We start from the raw sequence: 24447 nt of genomic DNA, 5'->3' as shown, positions 1-24447 counted from the left end.
TGGATCACCTCGCCTTTTTCTGGTGGTAAACGTAAGCCAAGACCTTGGCCACGGCCCGGTAGAGGGTTTCCGGTATGGTCTGATCCAGTTTCACCTGCTTATACAAGGCGCGTGCCAAGGGGGGGTTCTGGACCACCGGGACCCCGTGCTTTCGCGCCGTCCGGATGATGTTCTGTGCCACCACGTTCATGCCCTTGGCCACCACCTTGGGCGCCTCCAGACCTTCCCGATAGATCAGGGCAACGGCATAATGGGTGGGGTTGGTGATCACCACCGTCGACTTGGGCACCTGGGCCATCATCCGCTGGCGTGCCAAGGTTCTTTGAATGGAGCGAATGCGGGCCTTGACCTGGGGGTTTCCTTCCGCCTGCTTGTGTTCCTCCTTGACCTCCTGCTTGGTCATCATGAGGTCTTTGCGGTTTTGCCATTTTTGGTAGTAGAAGTCGGCGAGGCTGAGGACCAGGAACACCGCCCCCGCCCTGACCAGGATCCTGAGCGCCATGCGGGCCGTCTCCGCCAGGATGGACACGACATCCATCTGCTGAAGGACGCTGATCTGCGACGCTTCGTCCTTGAGCACCAGATAGGTGATGGAAAAGACGATGAGGATCTTCAGGGAAGACTTGACGGTCTCCATGAGGAATCGGAGCTGAAAAAACCGCTTGATTCCGGACAGGGGATTCAGCTTGGAAAGTTTCGGCTGGAGCGGCTGAAGCGTCAGAAGCAGACCTTTGAGCTGGAAGAGATTGACCGCCAAGGCGAAGACGAAGGTGACGAGGACCACGGGCGCCGTCATCCTGAAAAGGGAAAGGGCGACACTCACGAACAGATGCCGCCCGCTTCCCGAAAGCTCATTGAGCAGAAAACCGTTGGTCCAGAAAAGGTCCATCAGTTCCCGGAAATGTCCGGGCACCGACTGAAGGTGCAGGCCTGCGGCCACACAGCCGGCACCGAGAACGACCAAGGCGTTCAGTTCCTGACTCTTGGGAACGTTTCCCTTCCGCCGCGCTTCGGAAAGTCTTTTCCCGGTTGGCTTTTCGGTCTTTTCCTGGGAACCCGCCACGGATCCTCCCTACGGCTGGACAAGGGAAGTTCTGACACCCGGTGTCAAAACCCTTCCATGTCTATCCGCGTCCATCAGTGGTTGACTTTGGCGTTAGGCCGCCACCGCTTTGAAAAAGTGGATCAGGCGCGTCAGATAGAGGGCCAGCAGATCGTTCCAGCCCGCCAGGGAGAGGATGGCAAAGAGAATGCCAACCGCGATGGTGATGGGAAAACTGACGATGAGGATGTTGATTTGGGGGGAAAATTTGGCCACCACACCGAAGGCCACCTGCAACAGGATCTGCACGCTCAAGATGGGCGCCGCGATCTTGATGGCGATCACGAACAGATGGGCCGCTTGGGCCATCACGGCCCGGAAGACTTCCCCGGATGGAAAAAAACCGCCCACGGGTACGCTTTGAAAGCTTTCGAGAAAGGCCTTGATCACCAGAAGATGGCCGTTGATGGAAAAGAAGATGAGGGTGGCCAGGATCTGGAGGAACTGCCCGAGCAAAACGTTCTGGGTCCCCGTCTGGGGGTCGGCCACCTGGGCGAAACCGAGGCCCATCTGGAAGGAAATCAATTGGCCCGCCAGGTGGAAGGCACCGAACAGGATGTGCATGACCAACGCGAAGATGCCCGCGAAAACGAGCTCGCTGACCACAAATCCCGCCGCCTGAAAGGGGGACAAGGGAAAGGGGGAAACGAATGGCCCGACCAGGGGCAGGCTCATGACACTCAGGGCCACCGTGGCCCAAGCCTTGACCGGGGCCGGCACCTGCTGGGCCCGGAAAACAGGGAGGAGGAAAAAGCAAAGACCGATGCGCAGAAGAAGGCTCAGGAAGATCCGGACCTGGGTGAGGTCGATGGAGAACGTGGGCATGGAACCGGTCCCCTATCGGATCCAGTGGGGTATGTTGAGAAGGATCTCCCGGGTAAAGGAGAGCATCTTTCCGGTCATCCACGTCCCGAAGATGAGCAGGGAAAGGAAGGTGACCACGATCTTCGGCACGAAAGTGATGGTCATTTCCTGGATCTGGGTGATCGCCTGAAACAGACTGATGAGGACCCCCACGATAAGGCTCACCAGCAAAACGGGAAGACTGACCATGAGCATCGTCTCCAGGGCCTGGCGAGCCATTCCGATGACGAATTCCTGGGTCATGGACGCGACTCCTAAAAGCTCTTCACCAGGGACGCAACCAGAAGATTCCAGCCGTCCACCAGGACAAAGAGCATCAGCTTGAACGGCAGAGAGATCATGACCGGGGGCAACATCATCATTCCCATGGACAGAAGGATGCTCGCCACCACCATGTCCAGGACCAGGAACGGAACATACAGGAGGAACCCGATCTGGAAGGCGGTCTTGAGTTCACTGATGACGAAGGCCGGAACCACGGCGCTCAAGGGCAGGGAAGCGGCATCCTTCGGCTTTTCGTCGGAGGTGAACGACACGAAGAGTTTGAGGTCCTTTTCCCGCGTCTGCTTGAGCATGAAATTCTTGAGCGGTGTCACGGCCCGCTGGAGGAACTCCTCCCCGGAGATCTCCTGGGCCTGGAAGGGCCTCAGGGCCTGATCGTGGATCTGCTGCCAGACGGGCCACATGATGGACATGGTCAAAAAAAGCGCAAGGCCCACGATTACCTGGTTCGGCGGGGACTGTTGCGTGCCCAGCGCGGTCCTGAGGAAGGCGAAGACCACGGCCAGCCTTGTAAAGGAGGTCATGAGAACCAGGATCGAAGGCGCGACGGACAGGATGGTCAGGACAAAAAGAATCTTGAGAACGCCGGCCACCTGTTCGGGGGCCTGAGCGTCGTCCATCTGAAACCGGACGGCGGGCAGATTCAGGTCCAAGGCCCGACATTCGGCGGCGTTCAAGTGCCAGAAGATCCCCAACAGGGCCAGGAGCAGGAGGATTCTTTTCGTTGTCACGGTACGTCCCCCTCTGCCCGCAGATCTGCCGATTCTTCCGGACGATCCGCAAGACTCGCCAGAAGTTCCATCCCGTTGGGGGACACTCCGATCAGGAGCCGCTCGCCCTGAACGCGAACCAAGACCAGGGAGTGCTTGTTGGTCAGAAAGCGGCGCTCCAGAACCCGGATGTGCGAAGTGCCCTGTCCCTTGGAAAGGGGCCATCCGAAGCGCTTCACCACGTGGGAGAACCCCAAAAGGAGGGCCACCACCAAGGCCAGCGCCGCCGCTGTCTGGAGAAAGTGGAGTGCAAAATCCATAGGTCAGCCGAGTTGCTTGACGCGCTCCAAGGGGCTGATGATGTCGGTGATGCGCACGCCGAACTTTTCGTTGACCACCACCGCTTCCCCGCGCGCGATGAGTTTGTTGTTGACCAGGATCTCCAGAGGCTCCCCGGCGAACTTGTTCAATTCCACCACGGACCCTTGTCCGAGCTGCAACAGGTCGTTGATAAGCAGCTTCGTCCTACCCAGCTCCACGGAGATTTCCAGCGGCAGATCCAGAATGAAATCCAGATCCCGCATCTCCTTTTTCATGGCCGCCTCGGCATCGTCTCCGGCGCCGTCGTTGCCGCTGCCGGTCTTGGGGGCCGAAACGGTGGGGGCCTGCATAGGTTCCAACTCCGTGGCCATGTTCCCTTTGGCTTTTTCAGCCATGGACGATCTCCCTTCTCATCTTCACGGTTGCCTTCAGTCTCTCGGAGGTGTGATGAGCTCCACGATCTTGACGGCCTGATTGCCTTTGTGAATTCCCGCTTCGGCCCGGTACTTGGGCACTCCCTCCACGGTCACGAGAAGCGGGTGGCTTACGTCCTGATCCAGGAGGATCACGTCTCCCTTTTCCAGGCGCAACAGGTCCTGACCCTTGATCTGAGTGCGTCCCAGCTCCACGGTCAAGGAGACCTGCACCTCCCGCAGGCGGCGGATGAACCGCCGGGTCCACGAAAAGTCCACCTCCAGCTGGTCGCTCTGGTAACTTGCGGAAAGCTTGGAGCGGATGGGCTCGATGGTGGAATAGGGAAGGCACAGGATGATCTTTCCCATGAGAGAGTCCATCTCCAGTTCGTAGTGGACGACGATCACCAACTCCGTGGGCGGCACGATGGTGGCGAACTGGGGATTCACCTCGGAACGCACGAACCGGAACGCGATGGATGTGACCGGGTTCCAGGCTTCCTCCAGGTCCTTGAGGGCCATGCGCACCACCTTGTTGATGACCCGCTGCTCGATGGAGGTGAAGTCCCGCCCTTCGATTTTGAAACTGCTTCTGCCGGTCCCTCCGAAGAAGCAATCCACCAGGTTGAAGATCAGGCGGCTTTCCACGACGAGCAGCACGTGTCCCCGCAGGGGCTCCATCTTGAGTACGTGAAGGCTGGTGGGAACGGGCAGGGTGCGGATGAAGTCCCCGAACTTGATCATCTCCTTCTGGGTGACCGTGATGTCCACCACTTTGCGCAAGGCGCCGGAAAGGGTGATGCGGTGGACCCGCGCGAATCGATCGTTGATGATCTCCAGAGTCGGCATCCGACCGCGGATGATCCGATCCTGACTCGTGAGATCATACGGTCGGATGCCCTTTTGCCCGTCGTCCGGTTGGGCGGCATCCGTCTCCGTTTCGATCTCTCCGCCGTCCAGTCCCTTGAGCAGGGCATCCACTTCATCTTGCGAAAGGACGTGTTCCATGGGCGCGGGCCTGTCTTATTGGACGAGAAATTCGGTGAAATAGATGTCGAGCACCTGGCCTTGCTTCAGAATCCGGTTCAGGCTGTCGGCCAGGGACCTTTTGAGAGCGAGCTTGCCGGACAGCGACGAGATATCGTCGTATTCCTTGCTGGACAGCAACATGAGAATGGCATCTCTCAGTTCGGCGCTGCGCGTGTCGAATTCGGCCAAAGCGGCCTCGCTGCTCAACTTAAGTTGGATGGTGATCTTCAGGTAGCGCTCTCCGCCCGGATCAGAAAGGTTCACCAGAAAGGTGTCCAGGTTCTTTATGACCGGCTTTTCCAGGGCGGGTTTGGCCTGGGCCGGGGTTTCCTTCTCTTTTCCGGCAAAAAACTTGGTATAGGCGAAAAACCCCCCCCCTCCGACAACGGCCAGCAGAACCACCAGCAGGAGGATCTTCATCAAAGGGGATTTCTTTTCCTCTTGCTGCTGGTTCTTTGCTTCCGCCGCTTCCTTCTTTTTAGCCATGCCCGTGCTCCTTCACTTTTCCTTTCCGTTTGCCCAGTCGTTAATCAAACCTGCTTTCTCGTGCGGTCGGGGGCACGAACGAGTGGAGCTTCTGCTCGATGACGCGGGGATTCTCCCCGTTGGCCACGCTCACTATCCCACTGATGATCATCTCCTTGACCAGGGTCTCCTCCTGGCTCCTCTTTTTGAGCTTTCCGGCCATGGGCAGACACACCAGGTTGGCCGCCACGGCCCCGTAGAACGTGGTGAGCAGGGCCACGGCCATGGAGGGGCCGATGGTGCTGGGATCGTCCATGGTGGCCAGCATCTGCACCAGGCCGATCAGGGTGCCGATCATGCCCATGGCGGGGAAGAACGTGGCCATGGTGGTGAGGATCTCCGCCCCCGACTTGTGGCGTTCCTCCAGGTACTCGATCTCCGTTTCCAGAATCTCCCGGATGGACTCTGGCTCCATGCCGTCGATGGTGAGCTGCAGGCCCTTGACCATGAAGTCGTCGTCCAGGTTGGCCACCTCCGATTCCAGGGCCAGGATGCCCTCGCGGCGCGACTTGTTGGCAAAATCCACAAAACGGTCCACCACTTCCTGGGTGCTCCACACTTTGGTGAAGAAGACGTTTTTCACCACCTTGAAAACCCCCAGCACGTCGGCCAGCGGGTAGTTCACCATGGTGGCCCCCAAAGTGCCGCCCACAACGATCATGAGGGAGGGGATGTTGACAAACAGCCCCAGGCCTCCCCCCATCATGATGGAGATGATGACCAGGGCGAAGGCGGATACGATGCCGACTAGGGTTGCGATGTCCATGCGTACTCGATCACCTCGAAAACCATGAGTTCATGCAAAAATCCAAGCGTGCCCGGGCCGAACAGACTCACGGCAGGGGGTAGCAAACACCGCGCCAGCCGTAGGGAATATCGGGCGGAAGACGTTTTTACTTGAGTCCGGTGGCCGGCGTGCCTTGCTTACAGGCTCCTTTTTCGCGGTCCTAAAGGGCTGTACCACAACGCCGAGGGGGTGCTGTTTTCCCTTTCCGTCTGGCATCCGCGCTCCGGTGGGGGCAGGGGCCGTTTGGGCGGGGCGTCTCAACGTTGACGGTCCTTTCCTCGAAGGGCGGTTCGGGGACCGCCCCGTCACGACCAAGGTGGACGCGATCTCCTGGGGAACGGCTTATTCGAGCGAGCTCGTATGTGGCCTTCCGCGACGGTAGGGGCGAAAGATCTTGCGCCCCCACCAACCGGGCCGTCAGCCAGGAGCCTGTCTGGCAATGGCTCTCCCACCTACAAGGCCGAGGAATTTTGGTGCTCCTCGTAGCCGCGGGGCTTCAGCCCCGCGGAAAGGGTCATCGTAACTCCCTGAAGTGCCGAGAAATACGCGATGGACTATCCGACGGTCGGGGGTTCCTCCGCAGCCCTAAAGGGCTGCGCTACGAGAAAAGTGCTCATCCGCGGCGTTGACGGACAGCCTTCTGGGGGCGGATCGGGAACCGCCCCGACACGACCAACAGCGGCTCAATCCCAAGAAGAGGAATGGAATTTTCGAACAAACTCTTTTGGGGTTTTCGCCGGCGGTAGGGGCGAAAGATCTTTCGTCCCTACCAACCCGGCCGGCAACGAGCGGAGGAAAGGGGGGCGGGGGCAAGTCAAAAAAATGACTTAGTAGGGGAGATGAAAAAGCCCAGGGGCGGAAAGGATGCCCCCGCGGGCGGGCTCCCGCGGGGGTGGGGAAGGAGGCACTCAAAGTACCGATTGGGTCTAGCGGACCATGTTCACGGCCACGTCCAGGAGCTGGCTGGCGGTGGTGATGGTCTTGGAGTTGGCTGTGTAGCTGGCCTGGTAGGTGATCATGTTCACCATCTCCTTGGCCAGGTCCACGTTCGATGCCTCGATGGTGAGGCTTGAGATGCCGCCGCGGACTCCGTCGTTGGCCGTCCCATGGATGGGAAACTTGGATTCCGGTCCCTGAGTGTAGAGGTTGTTGCCGTGCCGGACAAGGCCGTTGTTGTTGGCGAAGGTGGACACCCTCAGTTGTCCCCCGACCACCGGTTGAGGATCGTTGCTGGTGGCCACCCAATCGGAGTCTTCCACAAGGCCCGAGCCATCGTCGACACTAGTGACCAGGTAGGAGTCCTCGTTGGCGGTACCGGAGGCGAGGATGGTGGTGAGGTCGAACTCGGAAAGGTTGATGGCCCCGACGAAAGCGTCGTTCACGTTGTCGTTGTCGGTGTCATAGTTGAGCGGAAGATCGGCTGCGCTCCCGACATCGAGGTCGAGAGTCACCGTATTGCCGGATGTGTCCGTCAAAGAGATGGTAATGGTGCTGCCGTCGGCTATGGGATTTTGAATATAGATGCTACCGTAGGCCTTGGGATTGGAGTTCCCTTGGGTGTCGCAGATCATGACCTGGTGGGGATCCAGCGGGGTGCCCCAGATCTGACCGTTGGAATCCACGCTGTAGTCCGTCAGTTTCGGATCGGCGGGGTTGTCCACGAGGATTTCGTTTCCGTCCCTGTTGAGGACGTGGTAGCCTAGCTCGTTCACGAAGTAACCGTCCTTGTCCATGTGGAAGCCGCCGTCCCGCGTGTAGTAAACCGTGGTGGATCCGGGCACTCGCACGCTGAAAAAACCCTCGCCGTTGATGGCCAGGTCCGACCACCGGGTGGTGCTCTGCAGCGAACCCTGAGAAAATTCCGTCACGATCCCCATGATGGCGGTTCCGGCCCCTTCCCGGTCGGTGTCTTTGGACAAGGTGGAGTAGTAGCCTCCCACCAAATCGCCGAAACGGACGCTATTGGCCTTGTAGGCGGTGGTGTTCACGTTGGCGATGTTGTCGCTCACCACCGTGAGAGCCGTGGCGGAGCTGTTGAGACCGCTGACGCCTATGTTCATCGCTTGGCTGATACCCATGGATGTTCCTCCTCGTGTTTTTCCTGGTCATCGGCCCCAAAGGGCCCCGTTCGCGGATTTGCTTGCGGTTTCTCTGTCCTCCTGGTTCATGAAGGCTAGCCGGAGGTTTCGATGCGCAGGATCGAGCCCACCGGAACCAGCAGGCCGTCGCTGCCCCCCAGAACCAGATAGCTGACACCGTCTTCCATTCTGAACCCGTAAACGCTTCCTGCCATGATGGATGTGGAGGCCACGGTGTTGCCGCTTACATCGGTGGCTGACACTTCGAAAGTGTAGGTGCCGTCGGAGACCGATTTCCCCGAATCGTCCTTGCCGTCCCACTCGATTGCGTGGCGGCCCGCCTCCAGGGTTCCCAGGGCAAGGGTCCGGACGGCGTCTCCCGATTCATCATAGATGGTCACGGTGACGTCCGCCGCTTCCTCCAGCTCCACCAGGGCGTCGCTGATCTTCCCGTCCGCCACCTGAATCCCGTTGCCCGCCACGCTCACCGTCTTCCCCAGAAATTGAATGCCCTGGGCGTTGTTGATGGAGGCGAGATAGTTCTCCTGGGTTTCCAGCTGGCTGTGGATCTGTGTCAATTTCTCGACGGTACTGAACTGGGCCAGCTGGGCCGACATCTCGTAGGTGTCCATGGGGTTGGTGGGATCCTGATTCTGGAGCTGGGTTGTGAACAGCAACAGAAAGGCGTTCATGTCGGACAGCGCGGCCCCCGCGGTCGTCCCGTCACTGGACGTTGTCGACGAGGTTTGTGTGGTGCTTGTAACGGAGCTGACGGCCATGATGGTCACCTCGTGAAGTGGATAAGCTGTGTGCCTACGCCCTTAGACTGATGGTGGTCCCCGTCGCGCCTGCGTACCGGGCGATGCCGGGGCCTTTGACCGGACCTGCCGTTTCGGTGCCCCTTGCCCGGTTGCCGGTCCCGGGCTCCTCTTCGGCGCGACGCCCGGGATGGCGGTGGTGTTCCCGGACGTCCACCGAAAACTGGCTCAGGTTGAGGCCTTGTTCGGAAAGGAGATTCTGGAGAAAGGCGCTGTTGCGGGCCAGGAGGTCGCGGGCGTCGGGATGCTCCGTCTGGATCCAGGCGCTCACGGCATTCCCATGGGTTTCGATCCGAAGGCTGAGTTTCCCCAGATGCTTGGGTTCCACCTCGAGGGTCATGCGGTGTCTTCCTTCCCGGCTCATGCGTCCCACCAGGTCTGCCAGATCCTGGGGCCACTGGGCCTCGGCAAAACTGAAAACCGGTGCAGCAGACTCCATTCGCCCGGAGGAAAGAGTCCCTTGGAGGGAGGAAGCGGAGCCCGCCGGGAGCACGAAGGGTTCCGACGGTTGCTGTCTGATGGAGATACTCTGCCCGTTCTCATTCCAGTGGCCGCGTGCCCAAGCGCCCTCCTTCTGAAACCCCTGGGAAAGGTTTTCCCCGTTAGGGAATGCGGAAGATCGGCCCATGCCGCCTCCCGGGCCTTCCACCGCGCCCGCATGGGAACGGGGTCTGGAATGCAATCCGATGGCGGCGTCCTCGTCCGGACGACCTTCCACAAAAGCGGTTTCCGTGGAGAGATCGGCATCCCCCCCGCCCGACTCGAGGGCCTGGGGGCTTGCGGGTACGGTCGAAATCCGTTGCGTGGAGCTCAAGGGTTGTCGGAGGCTGTGGGGCTCGCTTCCCGAAAAGGGTAGGCGCTGCTGCCCGTCTGCCTCGTCCTTTCCTTCGAACGCCTGGGATTGCAGATGGGCGAAGGCGATACCTTTTCCACTCCCCCCTTGGGCGGCCTTCCTTTCGGGGTCGGATGGGGTGGGATCGGATTTGTGAACGTCAGGTTGAGCGGCATCCGCCTGTCTCAACAGGGCATGGGCGTCCTGGCCTCGGCTCTCCGATCCGCCAAGGGTTCCCACGCCTTCAACCTGGGGCAGAGGCTGTTGCGTACGGGCAGAGGGGGCGACCCCTGCTTCGGCCTGCGCGAAAGAGCCGCTCCTTTGTTCGCTTGTAAGGGCGGCCTTGGCCGCGGCCCGCATCGCCTGAAGGCCGGCGTCCAGGGAGGGGGCCTGTTCCTCTGAGGCATCCTCGCCGGTGACGGCGAGCGAAAGACCCGCAAGCTCTTGTGCCTGGGGCCCACCTTCCAGAAGGGGGCGGGCCCACGATCGCAGCCGTTCCAGTGGGCTCTCGATCGCTTCACCCGGCAACGGGGCGCCTTCCTGGGAATTTTCCGTCGTGGGCGTGGAAACTTCCGGGTTGTATCTTGCCTGGAGCTTTTCCGTCCGCACACCGCTTCGGTCGTCCGCCGGGGGCGAGGCGTGCCGCCTTGCCTTTTTCTTCTCTCCGTCGGGGGAAGGATTGCCGGAAACGCTTTCCCTTCGTTTTGTGGTCACTTCCTCGGCTGACGGGGGAGAGAGAAGGTGCTCCAAAGAATCTTGAGAGCCCGGTGCGGACCCCTCAAAGAGAGGGGATCTCCCTGCTCGATCCTTTTCGTCTTTGGGGGAGGTTTCGGAAGGGGCGGCGAAACCGGCCAGGCCGGGCGCGGTCCCTCTCTCGGGCTCAGCGTGCAAAGGAATCGGGTCCTCGGCCTTCGAGGCGGCGTTTCCCTGGGCGGTTTCCAGTGGCTGCAGAGAGCCGTGGGCTTCCTTGGATGGTATTTCCTCGGCCGTTTCGAGTATCTTGGAAAACAGGGCCGTGATCCGCTCCAAGTCATATTCGGACGTCCCGGCGGCTTTTTCCCAATCCAAGGGCAGGGAGCTGTCCCCCTCCGACCACCGGATGTTTTTCAGAAGACGCCGCACAGTGGCGGGGGCGACGGCCGCGCGCGATTCGCCCAGGGCGGGGGACGCCTCGGCAGCCCTTCCCAGCAGATCGGTGAGGGTCCGAAGGCTTATGGCGCCTTCGTCTCCCGTTTCCGCCGCAAGTTCATTGCGTGTTTCCGCGGGAACGTGCAACCGCGCCAGAACCTTCTGAAGCAGCAGGGGGTCGGCCAGAACGAGGGTGGCATCCGGCTCTTGCGTTGAATCGGCCGCCGGGCGCCGACCGCTCATGGAATCGCCCCCCAGTGCGGCCAGGGCGTCCCACAGGTCTTCGGCTGAATTTGCCGACACGGGGAGGTCCACGGTCCATCCCGACGGCAGCTGGAGAGATTCTCCGGAAGATGTGCCACCGGCCTTTCCCAGCAGGAGGTTCATCTCGGAAGCCAGATCCTGCTGGAACTCCGAGGACAGAACTTTCTTCCCGATTCGCTCCCGTTCCTTGGCCAGGAATTCGGAAAGCATTTGCGAGACATTGAGTGAGAGTGGCAGCATGTGTGCCCCTTTTTCCAATGGGTCCATGGAGTCGTTGCGTGTCGGCCCATTGGGATGGCAATTAGGATGCCAGATGGGGGTGTCATGGAAAAAGCTGTGAAATCCATGTCTTGTGCGCCTCGAAACGGAGTGGGGCCTTGCCCGCCCCTCGAAAGGGGGCAAATTTTTCAGCACTGGTGAGAAAAAGTTGCCGCCGGGCGGCGGCGCCCGGCGGCGGGGTGGGAGGGAGGTGCGGGTGGTGCGGGAGATCAGTTGGCGGTGAGGGCCTTGGAAATCTTGGCGGCCTTTTTCACCTCCATGCTGGAAAGGATTTTGGCGGCCTGGTCTGCGGTCATGAGGGAGATGATCTTCACCACCAGGTCGTCTTCCAGGTTTTGCATGAGCTCCCCGGCTTCCTTGGGCTTCATGTTTCCGTAAATCTTGGCCAATGCGCGGATTTGAGCGCTTCTGGCCTGTTCCTGTTCTTCACGATAGATGCGGATTTCTTCCTGGGCCTTCTGTATCTTTTCCTGCAGAGCGATGAGTTCCTTCAATCGGCTTTCGATCTCCTCCTCCATTTGGCGGAGATACGCTTCACGCTCCGTCAGTTCCTGCTCCTTTTGCCGGAGCTGTTCCTTCTGCTCTTTGAGATGAGCCATCATTTCGGGGGTGAGGAGGACTTCTTCATGGATGGGGCGGGGTGCTTCGTTCGGGTCTGCCTGGGAAGAGGGGCGGGGCGGGGGCGTCTCGGATTGCTCCTGGGCATGCACTTCCCGGAGCTCCATGACGTTTGCGGGCTGCGGAAGTTTTCCCCAAAGATCCAGAGTGCTGAGCCCCACCTTGAGACCCCCCAGCACCAGGAGCCCGGCCAGAAGAAAGGACAGGCCCTTCCGGGGGGGCCTGTTCGGCTCAGGGGGGTTCGTTTCCGAGGGGGAGAGGCCCTCGCAGGAGGGTTGTTTGGGCCGATTCGTCCAAATGCCTCTGCTCTCGTTTCTTTTCCTCGATTCGGAAGCGCTCATGATCGATCTCTTCCAGTCTCTCCAGTTTCTTGGCCTCTCGCTCTCTGTCCACCAAGGCTTCCTGCCGGGCGGCGGCTTTATGCTGCGCCGCCTCCCATTGTTCGTTCAGCTTAAGCAATTGTTGTTCCAATCCCGACAGGTGATCCTGGAAGGAAAGAAACTCGGCCACGGAGATGCCTTCGCGCTGCTTCTTCGAAAGACGCTCTCTGGTGTCCTGCAACTGCCTTTCGACGGCGGCTATCCGCCGCCCGATCTCCCGGACTTCCGCCAGAGCGTTGGCCAGCTCGATTTGCGACTGCCGCACCAGATGTTCCCTGTGTTCGAGAAGCTTGCGGAAACGGAATTGAAAGGCCATGGGGCTCCAACTCAATCGAAGAGCTTCTTCAAGGACTGATGGGCCTGTTCAATGGTGGCCCGTTCGGTGACGGGTTGTTTCAGATAATCGTTGAGCTTGTCGATCATCTGGATGGCGTAATCGGTGGGGCCGTGGCTCCCCTTCAGGTAGGCACCGATATTGATCATGTCTTCGGCGGACTTGTATTGGGCGAGGACTTCGATGAACCTGGACGCCCGGCTTTTCACTTCCGGATCCAGGAGGCGATCCGTCAACCGGCTGACGCTCTTGAGGGGATTGATGGCGGGGTAGTGCCGCCGGTGAGCCAGCTCCCGGTCCAGGACGATATGTCCGTCCAGGATGGAGCGGACGGTATCCGCAATGGGGTCGTCCAGGTCGTCGCCTTCCACGAGGACGGTGTAGATGCCGGTGATGGATGCTTGGGAGAAGTTGCCGGCGCGTTCCAGGAGCTGAGGGAGGGCACCGAAGACGCTGGGCGGGTAGCCCTTGGTGGTGGGGGGCTCTCCGGCGGCGAGCCCGATCTCCCTCATGGCCATGGCGAATCGGGTCACGGAATCCATCATGAAGAGAACATCCTGCCCCTGATCCCTGAAATATTCCGCCACCGCGCACGCCACATAGGCGGCGCGCACGCGCAGGGACGCCGGCTGGTCGGAGGTGGCCACCACCACCACCGAGCGCCGTCTCCCTTCAGGGCCCAGTTCCGATTCCAGGAACTCATTGACTTCCCTGCCGCGCTCTCCGATGAGAGCGATGACGTTGACCGGGGCGGAGGTGTAACGGGCCATCATGCCCAGCAAGGTGCTTTTTCCCACCCCGGAGCCGGCGAAGATGCCCATCCGTTGTCCCTTCCCGATGGGAAGCAACCCGTTGATGGCCCGGATGCCCACGTCCAGTTGTTCCGAGATGATGGGCCGGTCCAGGGGGTTGGGGACGGGGCAACGCAGGGGATAAGCCGTGCCGGTGGGCAGGGGGCCGAGGGCGTCCACGGGTTCTCCCATTCCGTTGAGGACTCGGCCCAGGAGCTCGCGACCGACGGTACAGGATGCGGAGTGGGGGTGGATCTCCACCCGGTTGCCGGGGGCCAAGCCCTGGACGGGCGATAGGGGAACCAACTTGAGGTTCTTCCCATGAAATCCCACCACCTCGGCAAAGACGGGCGGGGAGTCCGTCTGCGAGTGGATCCTGCAGATGGTCCCGAGGGTCGCCTCGAACCCCACCGCCTCGATCAGGTTGCCCAAAAGCAGATGCACCCTGCCGTATCGCTTCCATTTGCCGGCGGTTCCGATCGACAGAGGAAGGTCCTCCAGATGCAAGTAGTCACGCTTCATGGGGAGCCTCGGCGTGCGAATCGCTGGTGAGGCGCGCTTCCAGATCCTTCCAACGGGTCTCCAGGGTCGCATCGATCTCCTGGATCGCGCTGATCAGCCGACATCCGCCCCGTTCCATTTCGGAGTCGGTGCGGATGTGCAGGACTCCGTCCGCGGCTTCCTGCGCCCCTGCCCACCTGGCCAGAACGCCATGTTTTTCCAAGAGTGCCTTGTCCTTCGGGTGGAGCACGAGGGTGATTTCGTGCGAACGGTCCATGCTCTCCATGCACTCATCCACCAGGGCGGCCAGGATGGCGGCGTCCGCACGCACCTCACGGCGCACGATGACCTTCGCCAGGGACAGGCTGGCTCGGATGAGCCATTCCCGGTAGTCCTGGAGGATCTGGGACGGGAGGCCTTCCATGTGGCCAAGCAGCGTCTCCATCTGCTCCTGAATCACACGCATGCTCTTGGCGCCGAAGTCGAAGCCGTCCTTTCGGCCCTGCTCGTAGCCCTTTTGGTAGGCGTCCCGTTCGATCTCCTGGGCCCGGCGCTCCGCTTCCAGGAGCTGGCGCCGGATGGTTTCCTCCAAATCCTCCAGGGGATCCACATCCGTCGGGGCGGCCCCGGCTTGCGAGTGAGCGGGAATCCCTCCCGATTCGTCTTCAGAGCCGATCTCCTGAAAGGCGAACTTGGCCCAGGTCTCTTGACGGGCCCCTTTGACGACCTTAGACGAGGGCATCGCCGCCGTCTCCTCTGGCCAGCATCAGTCGTCCTTCCTTCTCCAGCTTGCGGGCCACATTGAGCACGTTGCGCTGGGCGGCTTCCACGTCGCTCAGCCGCACCGGCCCCATGACCTCCATGTCTTCCAGAAGCATCTGGGCGGCGCGCTGGGACAGATTCTTCAGAATCTTCTGCTTGACTTCTTCCGAGGCCGTCTTGAGGGCCAGGGTGAGGTCCTCGTTGGTGATTTCCTTGAGCAGCTCCCGGATGCCCTGGTCGTTCACATTCACCAGGTCGTCGAAAACGAACATGAGATTACGCACGTTATCCGCAAGTTCGGCATCGTGGTCTTCCAGTGCCTGCAGGATGTTGTCGCTGGTGCGGCGGTCGCATCGGTTGAGCAGTTCGGCTACCGCCTGCACCCCTCCGACGATCTTATAGCCCTGATCCGATACGGAGAGCAGTTCCTTTTCGAGAACCTCGTCCACTTCCCGCAGGAGGTCCGGCGGCACCGTCTCCAGGGTGGCGATCCGGTTGGCCACCTCGAACTGGAGGTTTTCCGGAAGGAGTCCCAGAACCTCGCTGCCTTTTTCGTGGTCCAGGTGAACCAGGATGATGGCAATGGTCTGGGGATGCTCGTTCTTAATGAAATTGGCAAGAACCCGCGGGTCCACGTCCTGCAAGTTCTTGAAGGGGACCTTTTGGTTTTCCTCCTCGATGGTGGTCATGACCGATTGGGCCTCGTCCGGGCTGAGAACCGCCGGCAGTAGCTTTTTCAGGAACAGGTTGCCGGGTATGTGGACGCCTTGGTCCTCTTTCATGCACACGAGGAATTCCTTGAGAACCTCGTCGGTGGTGGGTTTCTCAACCTTTTCCAGACGCGCGATCTGGGAGCCCAGTTTCTTGATTTCCGCGGGGCTCAGATCCTTGAGGATCTGGGCGGAAGCCTGTTCCCCCAACGCCAAAAGCACTACGGCGGCCTTCTGCAGTCCGGACAACTTCGCCATCGTTTATGCGTCCTCCTTGATCCAGGCTCGAATCACCTGGGCCGCCTGGGTCGGGTTCTCGAACACCAGATCCATCACCTGTTCCCGCAAGGGCAATTCCTTGGGAGCTTCCAGCAGGTCCTCCTCCTCCCCTCCGGGTAGAGCAGGGTGGCGGCCTCCCCGGGCGGGTTCGCCATCGCCGATTTGCTGGAATCGCTTCATAAAGGGGCGCACCACGAACAAGAACACCAGCAAGAGCAGGAGCAGATTGAAAAGGATCTTCTGGTGCTGGCGAAGCAGGGCGAGGTACTTGTTTTCCGGGACGGGCGAGTCCAATCCTTGGAGCGGGTCGGAGGCGAAGGCAACATTGGTGATGGAGACCTGGTCTCCGCGGCCCTCGTCAAATCCCACCGCCTTCTTGACCAGGTCTTCCAGGGTCTTGAGCTCCTGGGGACTTCTGCCCACGAAGACCCTTTCCGGGTTTCCGTCGGCGGAGGTTTCCGTCCGGTAGGGGCCGTCCACCACCACGGCCACCGACACTTTCCGAACGGTTCCCGGAGAGCGTACGATCTGTCGGTTGATGCGGTTGATCTCGTAATTGACCGTCTCTTTTTGCCTGTTGAAGGTTTTTTGTTCCGCGCCCGGCTGGTTTTCGAGCAGGCGGCTTTCGATGTTGATGGGGGCGTCCGGGTTTCCCCGCGGCGTGAGCTCCTTGCCCTGGGAGGTCTCCAGGCTCCTTTGCTGGCTTCTCACGACGGCGCTGTCCGGGTCGTAGATGTCTTCGGCGATTTCCACCCGGCTGAAGTCCAGGTCCACGGAAACCTGGGCCACCACCTTGTCGGCTCCCACCACGCGGGCCAGCATGTTCTGGACCTTGTTGCGAAGATCTTCCTCCACCCGATGCTTCACTTCCAGCTGATGGGCGCTCATCTCCAGGGGGGATTCGCTTCGGTCCTTCTTGTAGAAGACCTTTCCGTCCGTGCTCATGATGGTCACGTTATCGGTCTCCAGGCCTTCCACGGCGCTGGCCACCAGGTTCGCGATGGCCTGCAGCTGGCGCTGGCCGAGTTGGGCGCCGGGGCGCAGCTTGAGAAACACCGCGGCGCGGGGAGGTTTCTGGTCCTCGGCGAAGAGGGCGTCTTCAGGCAAGACCAGGTGAACCCGGCTTTCCTGGACTTCCGTCATTTGGTTGATGGTGCGTGCCAGCTCCCCCTGAAGGGCTCGCTGGTAATTGATTCGCTGCACGAATTCCGTGCTTCCCAGCCTTTGCTGATCGAAGATCTCAAAGCCCACACCGCTTCCCCGGGGCAGACCTTCGGCCGCCAGCGCGAGCCGTGTTTCGTAGATTTTGTCTTTGGGAACGGCCACGGCCTGAGTTCCGGTCAGCTTGTAAGGAACCTTTTTCTCTTTGAGCACCTCCACGACGGAGGCCAGATCCGCTTCGGAAAGCTCCGAATAAAGTGGAGCGTATTCCACCTGGTTGAAGGTGACGGCCAGGTACGCCAGGCTCCCCACCAGGAGAAGGACCGAACCGAGAGTCAGAATCTTCTGGGGTCCGGGAAGATCCAAAAAAGAGCTCTTCAATCGGGAAAAAAAGGCGCGCAGCTTCTCCATGCCCCGGCTCACTCCTTACCCACGCGTGTCTTAGAACTGCATCCGCATGATCTCTTGATAGGCCTCCAGTGCCTTGTCCCGGGTCTTGACCAGGAGTTTCAAGCTTATTTCCGCCTCATGCAGTTTGATCATCGTTTCGTGAATGTTTTCAGCGCCCCGAACCGCTCCTTCCACCATGGCTTCTTCTGCGCGGTTCTGCAGATGATTGACTCCCTGTAGGGTCTCCTTCAGCTCCGTGGAAAAAGAACCGCCTTGCCGCCGCGCTTCATTGCCGCGCAGGGCCATGTCCGAAACAGGGCGGGCATTCCAGGATTCCGTGATCTTCATGGGAACCATCTCCTAAGATGGGTTAACGGCCCAGCTCCAGGGCCTTCAGGGCGAGCTGCCGTGCGGTGTTCAAGGCCGCCAGATTGGCTTCGTAAGAGCGCGCGGCGTTCATCATGTTGGCCATCTCCTCCACAGGATTGATGTTGGGCATGAGCACCATGCCTTCCTCATCGGCATCCGGGTGGCCGGGATTGTAGACCATCCTGAAATCCCTGCCGTCGGGTACGATCTCGCTCACTTCCACCCTCTCCAGTTGGCCTTCCAGGGCCTCGTTGAAAACGGCCTGGAAATCGGCCTGTTCGGGGGTCGCTTCCAGGATGAGCGTTCGCCGCTTGTAGGGGGTTCCTTCAGCCGTTCGGGTGGTATTGATGTTGGCCAGGTTGGCGGAAACCACGTTGATCCAGACCCTGTTGGCCTTCAGCCCCGAGGCGCTGATGTGCATGGCGCTCTGGAAATCCATTAGCGTCCTCCTTCCAATACCGCCTTGATCAAGGTGAATTTCTTGTTGAGCATGGTCACGATGAACTGGTACTCCACGCTGTTCTGGGCAAGGCGCGCCATCTCGCTATCCAGGTCCACCGGCCCCGTTTCCACCAACTGCGGTTCGCGTAGGGCCTCTTCCACATCCGCAGGGTCCATATGTTCGCCCCGGGTTCGGACCAGGTGCAGGACGTCCTCTTCCAGGGTCTCCCTCAGGGTTTGCTCGAAGGAAAGGTGCCTGGCCACATAACGGGGGGTGTTGATGTTGGCCAGGTTGCTGGAAATGACCTTGTGATTCAAGGTGTTCAGGTTCAGACGGTCCTGCATCAGGGCGACCGTCCTGTCAATGGCGTTCCCGTGACCCATGGTCGGCTCCTCCACAAGGGATCCATATCCAAGATTTCCAAGATTGCCGTCCTGACGAAGAAGCAAAGTCCATACCATGCGGAAGGGTGGTCGAATGCAAGAGGAGGGCGGGGTCCAAGGGGGAGGGTGTCATGAAATTGACAGAGAGGCCCCCCGGGCGGATGTCACTACCATGACTCTTTGGGGTTAGGCTGCGCTATCGCCGGAGAGCTGTTTGTAATCGTTCAGTTTGTTTCGGAGGGTTCGCACGCTGATCCCGAGGAGTTCTGCGGCCCGGGTCCGATTGCCTTCGGTGGTTTCCAGGGCCTTGTGGATCATGCGGCGCTCCATTTCACCGATGCTCATGAGCGGAAGGTCCTGGGGCGCATCCAGGTCTTCCACGGGATCGAAGTCGATGTGTTGGGGCTGCAAAATCTTCTCGTCATGGATCAGGACCGCCCTCTGGACGACGTTTTCCAGTTCGCGCACGTTGCCTGGCCAAGGGTAGGCTTCCATTTTTCTAAGGGCTTCCGGCGCGACCTCCGTGGTCCTGGTTCCGTGTAATTCCCTGAACTTTTTCAGGAAGTGGACCACCAGAAGGGGCAGGTCGTCCCTTCTTTCGCGCAGGGGCGGTATTCTGAGCGGTATCACATTGAGGCGGTAGTACAGGTCCTTTCGGAAGCGATTTTCCTTTACGGCTTCCGCCACGTTGAGGTTGGTGGTGGCGATGACGCGGACATCCACGGGGACGGGCAGCCGCCCCCCAAGCCGGTCCACTTCGCCTTCCTGGAGTACTCTCAGGAGCTTCGCTTGCAGGTGGATGGGGATTTCCGTGACTTCGTCGAGCAGGAGGGTGCCCTTGTCGGCCAGCTCGAATTTGCCTTTGCGAAGGCGGTTGGCTCCGGTGAAGGCTCCCTTCTCGTAGCCGAACAGCTCGCTCTCCAGGAGGTTTTCCGGCAGGGCCGCACAATTGACGGCGAGAAAGGGGGCGCCGGACCGTCGACTGTGCGTGTGGATGTAGTTGGCAAAGAGTTCCTTGCCGGTTCCGCTTTCCCCCTGGATGAAGACGGTGGCCCGGCTGGCCGCTACTTTGGCGGCCATGGCCTTCAGCCGGATCATGGTGGGATTTTGGGTGATGATCACTCTTGACGGTTGAGCGATGGGATCGGGTGAGCCGGAAGACCGGTCTCGGCCTTCCAGCCATCCCAGCGCTTTTTCCAGCCGTTCCCGCGTGATTGGGTGAACCCAGAAATCATGGGCCCCATGCTTCATCATCTCCACCGCGTCTTCCAGGTTCGGGGCCCGCGTTACGACGATGACGGGAAGGGGCTCTTCCAGGCCCTGGGTCTTCCTGAGGAACTGGACCAGGGGGGAACTGTCCCCGTCGAGAGCCACAAGAGCCGCACCGGGTCGAAAGCGTTCGACCAGGTCCCAGGCGCCGTCGTATCGGGAGGTGGTGGCGCACTGGTGTCCCAGGTCCGAGAGAATGTGCTGAAGGATCTGAGCTTCTTTCGGGTCCGGCTCGATGACTAGGATTCGCATGGGCAACGCCGCTTCCTCATGGGCTCACCGGGTGGCGAGAGTCTCAGAAGATCTCCGAATTCTGCTTCTTGATCTTCAAGTAGTCCAACTGCTGTCTTGCCGCCATTTTCCAGAACTCTTTGGGGGACGTGAGGAGCTCGGAAAAGGTCTTTTCTGCACTGTCCTCCTTGCCTGTTTCCAGAAAGAGCATGCCGATCTGATAGGTCAGCTGATTTCTCAAATCCTCGGAATCCACCTGGGGGATCGCCTGTTCAAGCAGTTCCAGGGCCTTGTCTGTCCGGCCCAGGTTCAGGTGACACCGGCTGGCCAGGATGCTCAGGGAGACAAAAAGATGGGGTCGTCCCTTGGGAAGGGCGCCCAAGGCCTTCCGGCACCACACCAGAGCCTTTTCGTGTTGGCCCGTGCGGTGCCAGGCCTCCGCATAGAGGCCGAGGAGCTCCGGGTCCACAGGATCGGCCTCGCCGCTCTCCGCCACGATCCGCCCGATATGCTCCAAAACGCCCGGGTAGTCTCTGCGTGTGGCGCAGATTCTTCCCAGGATCTCTTCCTTTTCCCGAGCGTAGGATGCACCCTTGATGGCCTCAGCCGCCCGCCAAGCCTTATCCAGTTCCCCCATCTCGAAGGCGCATCGCGCCACGTGCAGACGCCAACGATCTTCCGGTTTCTTTTCCAGGAGGGATTCGTAGAGGGCTAGAGCGTTGGGGAAGAATCGCAACGCCTCGAAAGACTCCGCGACCACGATCTGCATGTCCGTTCCGGTGGATTCCTGGAAAAGGAAGGGGTCGGCATTGTAAAGCTCGATCACCCCCTTGTAATCCTTTTGTTCGTGAAGCCGTCGTGCCCAGTCCACAACAACCCTCTCGCGAAGCTCCCGAAACTCGTCAAATGCCGAGGATGCGGACGACTCCTGGAGGATGGAATCGATTTTGGCCAGACTCTCGCGGTATCGCCCCTGCTGCCAATCGGCATACGCCAGTTTGAATTGAACAAAGTGCCCGAGCGGCTCCGGCAGTGGCAGGGCGGCCAGATCCCGATAGATCAGCAGGGCCTCCTCGCGCATGTCGGGACCTTGGCTCTCGTAAAACTCGGCTTTGCGGATGCGGCCCACGAGATCCCCCTCCGACCCCGGGTAATGGGCCTCGATGTGGGCGAAGAGTTTGTCCGCCATGTCGCGGTTGCCCTCTTGCAGATAGGTTTCTGCAAGGCGGGCGAGTACCAGGTCCTTGTCTGGAACGGATGGAGCCACGTTCAGATATCGGAAGAGCCACCGGCGACTTTCCGGGAATTCCTTCAGCGCGAAGGCGGCTTCCCCCATGTATCGAAAGATTTCGGGGGCCTTTAAATGAAAGTCCGTGTTCTCCTCCAAGATCCGTTGGAGAGTGGACCGGGCTTCTTGGGCGTTGCCCGCTTCCAGAAGGCTGATCCCTTTAAGGTAGGCAATCCCGGTGGATTCCGGCCCCCCGCTGGATCTTTGGGCTGCTCGATCGAAAGCCGCCAAGGCATTGACATGGTCCCCTTCGTCCTGAGCCAGCTCGCCCAACAGGAGCCAGGCCCTCGCCGCAACGGGGTCCGAGCCGAAGGCGTCCACCAGCTGCTGCAGAACCTCCTTGGCCTTATGGGGCTTGCCCGTCTTTCTGTAACACAGTCCCAACCGGTAGAGAGCCAAGGGTTTCTGCGGGTCGTCCGGAGCGACCCTGAGTGCCTTTTCGTAAGATGAGATGACGCGCTCAATCCCCTCTCCGCTGGAGAACCCCCTTTGCCTTTGCAGCTCGAAGATCGCATTGGCCGCATCATAGGGGGATCTGCGGACGATGGGTTTCGACACCTTCCTGGAGCGGTCGGGATCGGCCCTTATGCCGGAAGCCTGTTCGGTTTCCTCCTGCATCGGGGGGGAATCTTCGGGCTGGGCTTCCATGGCCAAGGCGTCGCCCGGTTGCGAATGGAGCCCGACCCCGGGCTTTTGGGGCACCGGGCCCTGTGGATCCGAACGCACTCTTGATTCCTGCGGAGGGCGGGCGGGGGACGCGCCGGGATCTTCCGCCGATGGCGGGGTCTGAGGTTGGACGCGGGTCTTGCCGTTCTCGGTAAAGAAATCCATGACCAAGCGGTAACCGTTCCCATGCCTCCCTGTACCGGGAAGGGTGAAGATGCGCGCCTTCTGTACCGCTTCGGCCACTACCACTTGGATCCGGGGCATGTCGGCTCCCCCGTGGGTCCGAACCCCCCTGACCACGCCCAGCGTGCTCTGTTCCCACTTGCCATGGGGCGTCCGATCCTGAAGATCCTTGAAGGAGACGATCCATTTTTCGTGCCCGTCCCGGTAGGTCTTCGCGGGTTTTTCGCCCTCGCATTCCAGGACGAGCCGCGTGTACCCGCGATGGAGCCCCAGGCGGACATCATGGACGACGGTCTTCGCCTCACTGACGGAAACCATCAGAAGAAGGACAAGCCAAACGAATCGGAAACACCGACGCACTGCCATCAACCAAACATCCAATCGGGGTTCGACGCACGCAGAAGAAATTCGATCCGGCCGTATGGCTTAGCAAGGGACATACCAGCCCCCGGGAAACAAAGGGATTCGCCAGCGGCGCGTTTTGGGGCTCTGCTTGTTTTGTCTGCGATCCAAGAAGAGGGGGGACGCTGGAAGTGAGGGCGGCATCCAGACCCCCGAAGGCCTGACTTTCTTGTGTGGAATGGTCCTGAAAGGGGCTTGAGGAAAGGGTTGTTTCAGGGGGAACGCCGGCGGGTCCCGAACGGGAGATGGCTCGAAACGTACGCTCGGGGAGTGGGGGGCCGGGAATGACCTGGTCTTCGGGGAAGGATCAGACGGGCAGTTCCAGCTTCTTCTTTTTGAGCTTCTCGATCAGCGTGGTTCGGTTGAGGCCCAGGAGCTTGGCCGCCTGGTTTTTGACGCCCCCCGCCTTCTTGAGGGCTTCCAAAATCAGCTTGTTTTCCAGGTCCTCCAGGATCTGCTTGAGGTCGATGCCTTCTTCCCCGATTTCGATCCGCTCCGGCGCGGGACTGGGTACGCTCTTGCGGATCCTTGGGGGCAGGTCCGGCACGTCGATGGTGTCCGATTCGGTCAAGATCACCATGCGCTCGATCATGTTCTCCAGCTCCCGCACGTTTCCCGGCCATTCGTAACGTTCCAGATAGTCCAAGGCTTCCTTGGAGATCTTCTTGGCGGGGAGATCCTTTTTCAGGCAGTGCTGTCTCAGGAAATAGTGGACGAGCAAGGGGATGTCGCCTTCCCGCTCCCTCAGGGGCGGCACCTGGATGGGGATGACATTCAGGCGGAAATAGAGGTCTTCACGGAAATGGCCCTCTTCCACCTCTTTTTCCAGATCCTTGTTGGTGGCTGCAATGATGCGCACATCCACCTCGATGGTCCGGGAGCCGCCCACCCGCTCGAAAGTCCGCTCCTGGAGGAAACGCAGGAGCTTCACCTGGAGCTTGGGGCTCATGTCGCCGATTTCGTCCAGGAAGACCGTTCCCTGGTGGGCGAGTTCGAATCGGCCCTTCCGGTCCCTCAGGGCTCCCGTGAAAGCCCCCTTCTCGTGACCGAACAGCTCGCTTTCCAGGAGCTCCTCCGGGATGGCTCCGCAGTTGATGGGAACCAGGGGCTTGTCGCGGCGTTGGCTGTTGTAATGGATGGCGTTGGCGATCAACTCTTTGCCCGTGCCGCTCTCCCCCGTGATCAGGACCGTGGTGTCCGTTCGGGCCACCCGCTCGATGATTCTGTAAATGGACTGCATGGCCGGGCTCTGGCCGATGATCTTGTCGAAACGATACCGCTCCTGGAGTTGCGACTTGAGCAGGACGTTTTCCGAGCGAAGGGTGATGAATTCCTTCGCCCGTTCAAGCACCAGCAGGATTTCGTCCAGCTTGGCGGGTTTGGTCAGGTAGTCGAACGCCCCGCGCTTCATGGCCTCCACGGCGGTTTCAATGGTGGCGTACCCGGTGAGCATGATCACCACCGTTTCCGGGTGCGCTTGGGTGAAGTGGGCCAGGACCTCCAGCCCGTCCATGCCCGGCATCACCAGGTCGGTCAAGACGATGTCATAGGATCGGTCCTTGGCCTTCCCAACGGCCTCCTTGCCGCTGGCGGCCACCTCCACCTGGTAGCCTTCCTCCTGGAGCCCTTCCACCATGAGTTCCAGTGTGTCGGGGCTGTCGTCGACAAGCAGAACGGTCGTGGGCGGGTGGTCCGTGCTCATAGGGTCTTCTCTGGCTGCGTCTTTCTGTCAGGGTTCCGGACAATTTGAGATAACTACAAGAAGAGTGTAAGGAAATCTTTCGGAGAGTCAAGACTTTGACGTCGCGGGCGGGGATTTTTTTCGCCAGTGCGGGGCAGACCTTTCCGGGAGGGCC

Annotated in this window: 24 protein-coding genes; all 24 read right to left on the bottom strand. The window is 60.3% G+C overall.

Annotated elements, in window-relative coordinates:
* Window positions 1-4 precede the first annotated feature (4 nt).
* The 24 genes from flhB to BUB04_RS02830 all read right to left on the bottom strand — a co-directional run bounded on the left by flhB (window position 5) and on the right by BUB04_RS02830 (window position 24293).
* Entirely contained in the window at window positions 5-1063 is a 1059-nt protein-coding gene (flhB, locus tag BUB04_RS02945) for a flagellar biosynthesis protein FlhB (RefSeq protein ID WP_073036762.1), read from the bottom strand.
* Window positions 1064-1156: 93 nt separating this feature from the next.
* Window positions 1157-1927 carry a flagellar biosynthetic protein FliR gene (gene fliR, locus BUB04_RS02940; protein ID WP_073036760.1) on the bottom strand — a complete coding sequence of 257 codons (771 nt, stop codon included), beginning with the start codon at window positions 1925-1927 and terminating at the stop codon, window positions 1157-1159.
* Between the two features lie 12 nt (window positions 1928-1939).
* Window positions 1940-2209, bottom strand: coding sequence for a flagellar biosynthesis protein FliQ (gene fliQ / locus BUB04_RS02935; protein WP_073036758.1), 270 nt, complete (start codon window positions 2207-2209; stop codon window positions 1940-1942).
* Window positions 2210-2220: 11 nt separating this feature from the next.
* Entirely contained in the window at window positions 2221-2979 is a 759-nt protein-coding gene (fliP, locus tag BUB04_RS02930; protein WP_073036756.1) for a flagellar type III secretion system pore protein FliP, read from the bottom strand.
* On the bottom strand, window positions 2976-3278 hold the full coding sequence (gene fliO, locus BUB04_RS02925) for a flagellar biosynthetic protein FliO (RefSeq protein WP_073036754.1): 303 nt from the start codon (window positions 3276-3278) through the stop codon (window positions 2976-2978). Before fliO ends, fliP begins: the two co-directional genes overlap by 4 nt.
* Window positions 3279-3281: 3 nt before the next feature.
* Entirely contained in the window at window positions 3282-3650 is a 369-nt protein-coding gene (gene fliN, locus BUB04_RS02920; protein ID WP_435051095.1) for a flagellar motor switch protein FliN, read from the bottom strand.
* Window positions 3651-3707: 57 nt separating this feature from the next.
* Window positions 3708-4700: a flagellar motor switch protein FliM gene (gene fliM, locus BUB04_RS02915; RefSeq protein ID WP_073036753.1), complete on the bottom strand. Its 993-nt coding sequence runs from the start codon at window positions 4698-4700 to the stop codon at window positions 3708-3710.
* A 15-nt stretch (window positions 4701-4715) separates the two neighbouring features.
* Window positions 4716-5207 (bottom strand): flagellar basal body-associated FliL family protein, encoded by a 492-nt coding sequence (locus tag BUB04_RS02910; RefSeq protein WP_073036751.1) that lies wholly within the window; start codon window positions 5205-5207, stop codon window positions 4716-4718.
* A 40-nt stretch (window positions 5208-5247) separates the two neighbouring features.
* Window positions 5248-6012 (bottom strand): flagellar motor protein, encoded by a 765-nt coding sequence (locus BUB04_RS02905; RefSeq protein WP_073036749.1) that lies wholly within the window; start codon window positions 6010-6012, stop codon window positions 5248-5250.
* A gap of 947 nt (window positions 6013-6959) precedes the next feature.
* Window positions 6960-8111, bottom strand: coding sequence for a flagellar hook-basal body complex protein (locus tag BUB04_RS02900; protein ID WP_084076001.1), 1152 nt, complete (start codon window positions 8109-8111; stop codon window positions 6960-6962).
* 95 nt (window positions 8112-8206) lie between these two features.
* A complete protein-coding gene (locus tag BUB04_RS02895) occupies window positions 8207-8890 on the bottom strand; it encodes a flagellar hook assembly protein FlgD (protein WP_073036745.1) in 684 nt (227 codons plus the stop codon).
* 34 nt (window positions 8891-8924) lie between these two features.
* Window positions 8925-11393, bottom strand: a complete 2469-nt coding sequence (locus BUB04_RS02890) for a flagellar hook-length control protein FliK (RefSeq protein ID WP_073036743.1) — start codon at window positions 11391-11393, stop codon at window positions 8925-8927.
* Between the two features lie 248 nt (window positions 11394-11641).
* Window positions 11642-12391 (bottom strand): MotE family protein, encoded by a 750-nt coding sequence (locus tag BUB04_RS02885; RefSeq protein ID WP_143156327.1) that lies wholly within the window; start codon window positions 12389-12391, stop codon window positions 11642-11644.
* On the bottom strand, window positions 12282-12746 hold the full coding sequence (fliJ, locus tag BUB04_RS20230; protein WP_073036740.1) for a flagellar export protein FliJ: 465 nt from the start codon (window positions 12744-12746) through the stop codon (window positions 12282-12284). The genes BUB04_RS02885 and fliJ overlap by 110 nt, the downstream gene beginning before the upstream one ends.
* An 11-nt stretch (window positions 12747-12757) precedes the next feature.
* Window positions 12758-14077 (bottom strand): FliI/YscN family ATPase, encoded by a 1320-nt coding sequence (locus BUB04_RS02875; RefSeq protein ID WP_073036739.1) that lies wholly within the window; start codon window positions 14075-14077, stop codon window positions 12758-12760.
* Window positions 14067-14798: a FliH/SctL family protein gene (locus BUB04_RS02870; protein WP_073036737.1), complete on the bottom strand. Its 732-nt coding sequence runs from the start codon at window positions 14796-14798 to the stop codon at window positions 14067-14069. The genes BUB04_RS02875 and BUB04_RS02870 overlap by 11 nt, the downstream gene beginning before the upstream one ends.
* Window positions 14785-15786: a flagellar motor switch protein FliG gene (fliG, locus tag BUB04_RS02865; RefSeq protein ID WP_073036735.1), complete on the bottom strand. Its 1002-nt coding sequence runs from the start codon at window positions 15784-15786 to the stop codon at window positions 14785-14787. Before fliG ends, BUB04_RS02870 begins: the two co-directional genes overlap by 14 nt.
* 3 nt (window positions 15787-15789) lie before the next feature.
* The gene (gene fliF / locus BUB04_RS02860) at window positions 15790-17379 is read right to left on the bottom strand and encodes a flagellar basal-body MS-ring/collar protein FliF (RefSeq protein WP_084075995.1); all 1590 of its coding nucleotides are present in this window, start codon (window positions 17377-17379) and stop codon (window positions 15790-15792) included.
* Between the two features lie 30 nt (window positions 17380-17409).
* Entirely contained in the window at window positions 17410-17706 is a 297-nt protein-coding gene (gene fliE / locus BUB04_RS02855; RefSeq protein WP_178371885.1) for a flagellar hook-basal body complex protein FliE, read from the bottom strand.
* A 22-nt stretch (window positions 17707-17728) separates the two neighbouring features.
* The gene (gene flgC / locus BUB04_RS02850; RefSeq protein WP_073036733.1) at window positions 17729-18166 is read right to left on the bottom strand and encodes a flagellar basal body rod protein FlgC; all 438 of its coding nucleotides are present in this window, start codon (window positions 18164-18166) and stop codon (window positions 17729-17731) included.
* Window positions 18166-18552 (bottom strand): flagellar basal body rod protein FlgB, encoded by a 387-nt coding sequence (flgB, locus tag BUB04_RS02845; RefSeq protein ID WP_073036732.1) that lies wholly within the window; start codon window positions 18550-18552, stop codon window positions 18166-18168. The genes flgC and flgB overlap by 1 nt, the downstream gene beginning before the upstream one ends.
* 186 nt (window positions 18553-18738) lie before the next feature.
* The gene (locus BUB04_RS02840; RefSeq protein ID WP_073036730.1) at window positions 18739-20073 is read right to left on the bottom strand and encodes a sigma-54-dependent transcriptional regulator; all 1335 of its coding nucleotides are present in this window, start codon (window positions 20071-20073) and stop codon (window positions 18739-18741) included.
* Window positions 20074-20116: 43 nt separating this feature from the next.
* A complete protein-coding gene (locus BUB04_RS02835) occupies window positions 20117-22555 on the bottom strand; it encodes a tetratricopeptide repeat protein (RefSeq protein WP_073036728.1) in 2439 nt (812 codons plus the stop codon).
* Between the two features lie 343 nt (window positions 22556-22898).
* Complete coding sequence (locus tag BUB04_RS02830; RefSeq protein WP_073036727.1) at window positions 22899-24293, bottom strand: sigma-54-dependent transcriptional regulator; 1395 nt, start codon at window positions 24291-24293, stop codon at window positions 22899-22901.
* Window positions 24294-24447: the final 154 nt, after the last annotated feature.

It is taken from the genome of Desulfacinum infernum DSM 9756 (assembly GCF_900129305.1).
Lineage (GTDB): Bacteria > Desulfobacterota > Syntrophobacteria > Syntrophobacterales > DSM-9756 > Desulfacinum > Desulfacinum infernum.
The sequence above is the reverse complement of the archived record's forward strand: the minus strand, read 5'-3'. Positions and strand labels throughout refer to the sequence as shown.

Bases quoted from the DNA above. Each gene is read 5' to 3' on its own strand.
- fliE (WP_178371885.1), bottom strand. From the start codon at position 17,706: ATGAAGATCACGGAATCCTGGAATGCCCGCCCTGTTTCGGACATGGCC.
- BUB04_RS02895 (WP_073036745.1), bottom strand. From the start codon at position 8,890: ATGGCCGTCAGCTCCGTTACAAGCACCACACAAACCTCGTCGACAACG.
- BUB04_RS02890 (WP_073036743.1), bottom strand. From the start codon at position 11,393: ATGCTGCCACTCTCACTCAATGTCTCGCAAATGCTTTCCGAATTCCTG.
- flgB (WP_073036732.1), bottom strand. From the start codon at position 18,552: ATGGGTCACGGGAACGCCATTGACAGGACGGTCGCCCTGATGCAGGAC.
- BUB04_RS02870 (WP_073036737.1), bottom strand. From the start codon at position 14,798: ATGCCCTCGTCTAAGGTCGTCAAAGGGGCCCGTCAAGAGACCTGGGCC.
- BUB04_RS02840 (WP_073036730.1), bottom strand. From the start codon at position 20,073: ATGCGAATCCTAGTCATCGAGCCGGACCCGAAAGAAGCTCAGATCCTT.
- fliO (WP_073036754.1), bottom strand. From the start codon at position 3,278: ATGGATTTTGCACTCCACTTTCTCCAGACAGCGGCGGCGCTGGCCTTG.
- BUB04_RS02875 (WP_073036739.1), bottom strand. From the start codon at position 14,077: ATGAAGCGTGACTACTTGCATCTGGAGGACCTTCCTCTGTCGATCGGA.
- BUB04_RS02830 (WP_073036727.1), bottom strand. From the start codon at position 24,293: ATGAGCACGGACCACCCGCCCACGACCGTTCTGCTTGTCGACGACAGC.
- fliR (WP_073036760.1), bottom strand. From the start codon at position 1,927: ATGCCCACGTTCTCCATCGACCTCACCCAGGTCCGGATCTTCCTGAGC.
- BUB04_RS02835 (WP_073036728.1), bottom strand. From the start codon at position 22,555: ATGGCAGTGCGTCGGTGTTTCCGATTCGTTTGGCTTGTCCTTCTTCTG.
- BUB04_RS02900 (WP_084076001.1), bottom strand. From the start codon at position 8,111: ATGGGTATCAGCCAAGCGATGAACATAGGCGTCAGCGGTCTCAACAGC.
- fliG (WP_073036735.1), bottom strand. From the start codon at position 15,786: ATGGCGAAGTTGTCCGGACTGCAGAAGGCCGCCGTAGTGCTTTTGGCG.
- BUB04_RS02885 (WP_143156327.1), bottom strand. From the start codon at position 12,391: ATGAGCGCTTCCGAATCGAGGAAAAGAAACGAGAGCAGAGGCATTTGG.
- fliQ (WP_073036758.1), bottom strand. From the start codon at position 2,209: ATGACCCAGGAATTCGTCATCGGAATGGCTCGCCAGGCCCTGGAGACG.
- fliN (WP_435051095.1), bottom strand. From the start codon at position 3,650: ATGGCCACGGAGTTGGAACCTATGCAGGCCCCCACCGTTTCGGCCCCC.
- flgC (WP_073036733.1), bottom strand. From the start codon at position 18,166: ATGGATTTCCAGAGCGCCATGCACATCAGCGCCTCGGGGCTGAAGGCC.
- BUB04_RS02905 (WP_073036749.1), bottom strand. From the start codon at position 6,012: ATGGACATCGCAACCCTAGTCGGCATCGTATCCGCCTTCGCCCTGGTC.
- fliM (WP_073036753.1), bottom strand. From the start codon at position 4,700: ATGGAACACGTCCTTTCGCAAGATGAAGTGGATGCCCTGCTCAAGGGA.
- fliF (WP_084075995.1), bottom strand. From the start codon at position 17,379: ATGGAGAAGCTGCGCGCCTTTTTTTCCCGATTGAAGAGCTCTTTTTTG.
- BUB04_RS02910 (WP_073036751.1), bottom strand. From the start codon at position 5,207: ATGGCTAAAAAGAAGGAAGCGGCGGAAGCAAAGAACCAGCAGCAAGAG.
- fliJ (WP_073036740.1), bottom strand. From the start codon at position 12,746: ATGGCCTTTCAATTCCGTTTCCGCAAGCTTCTCGAACACAGGGAACAT.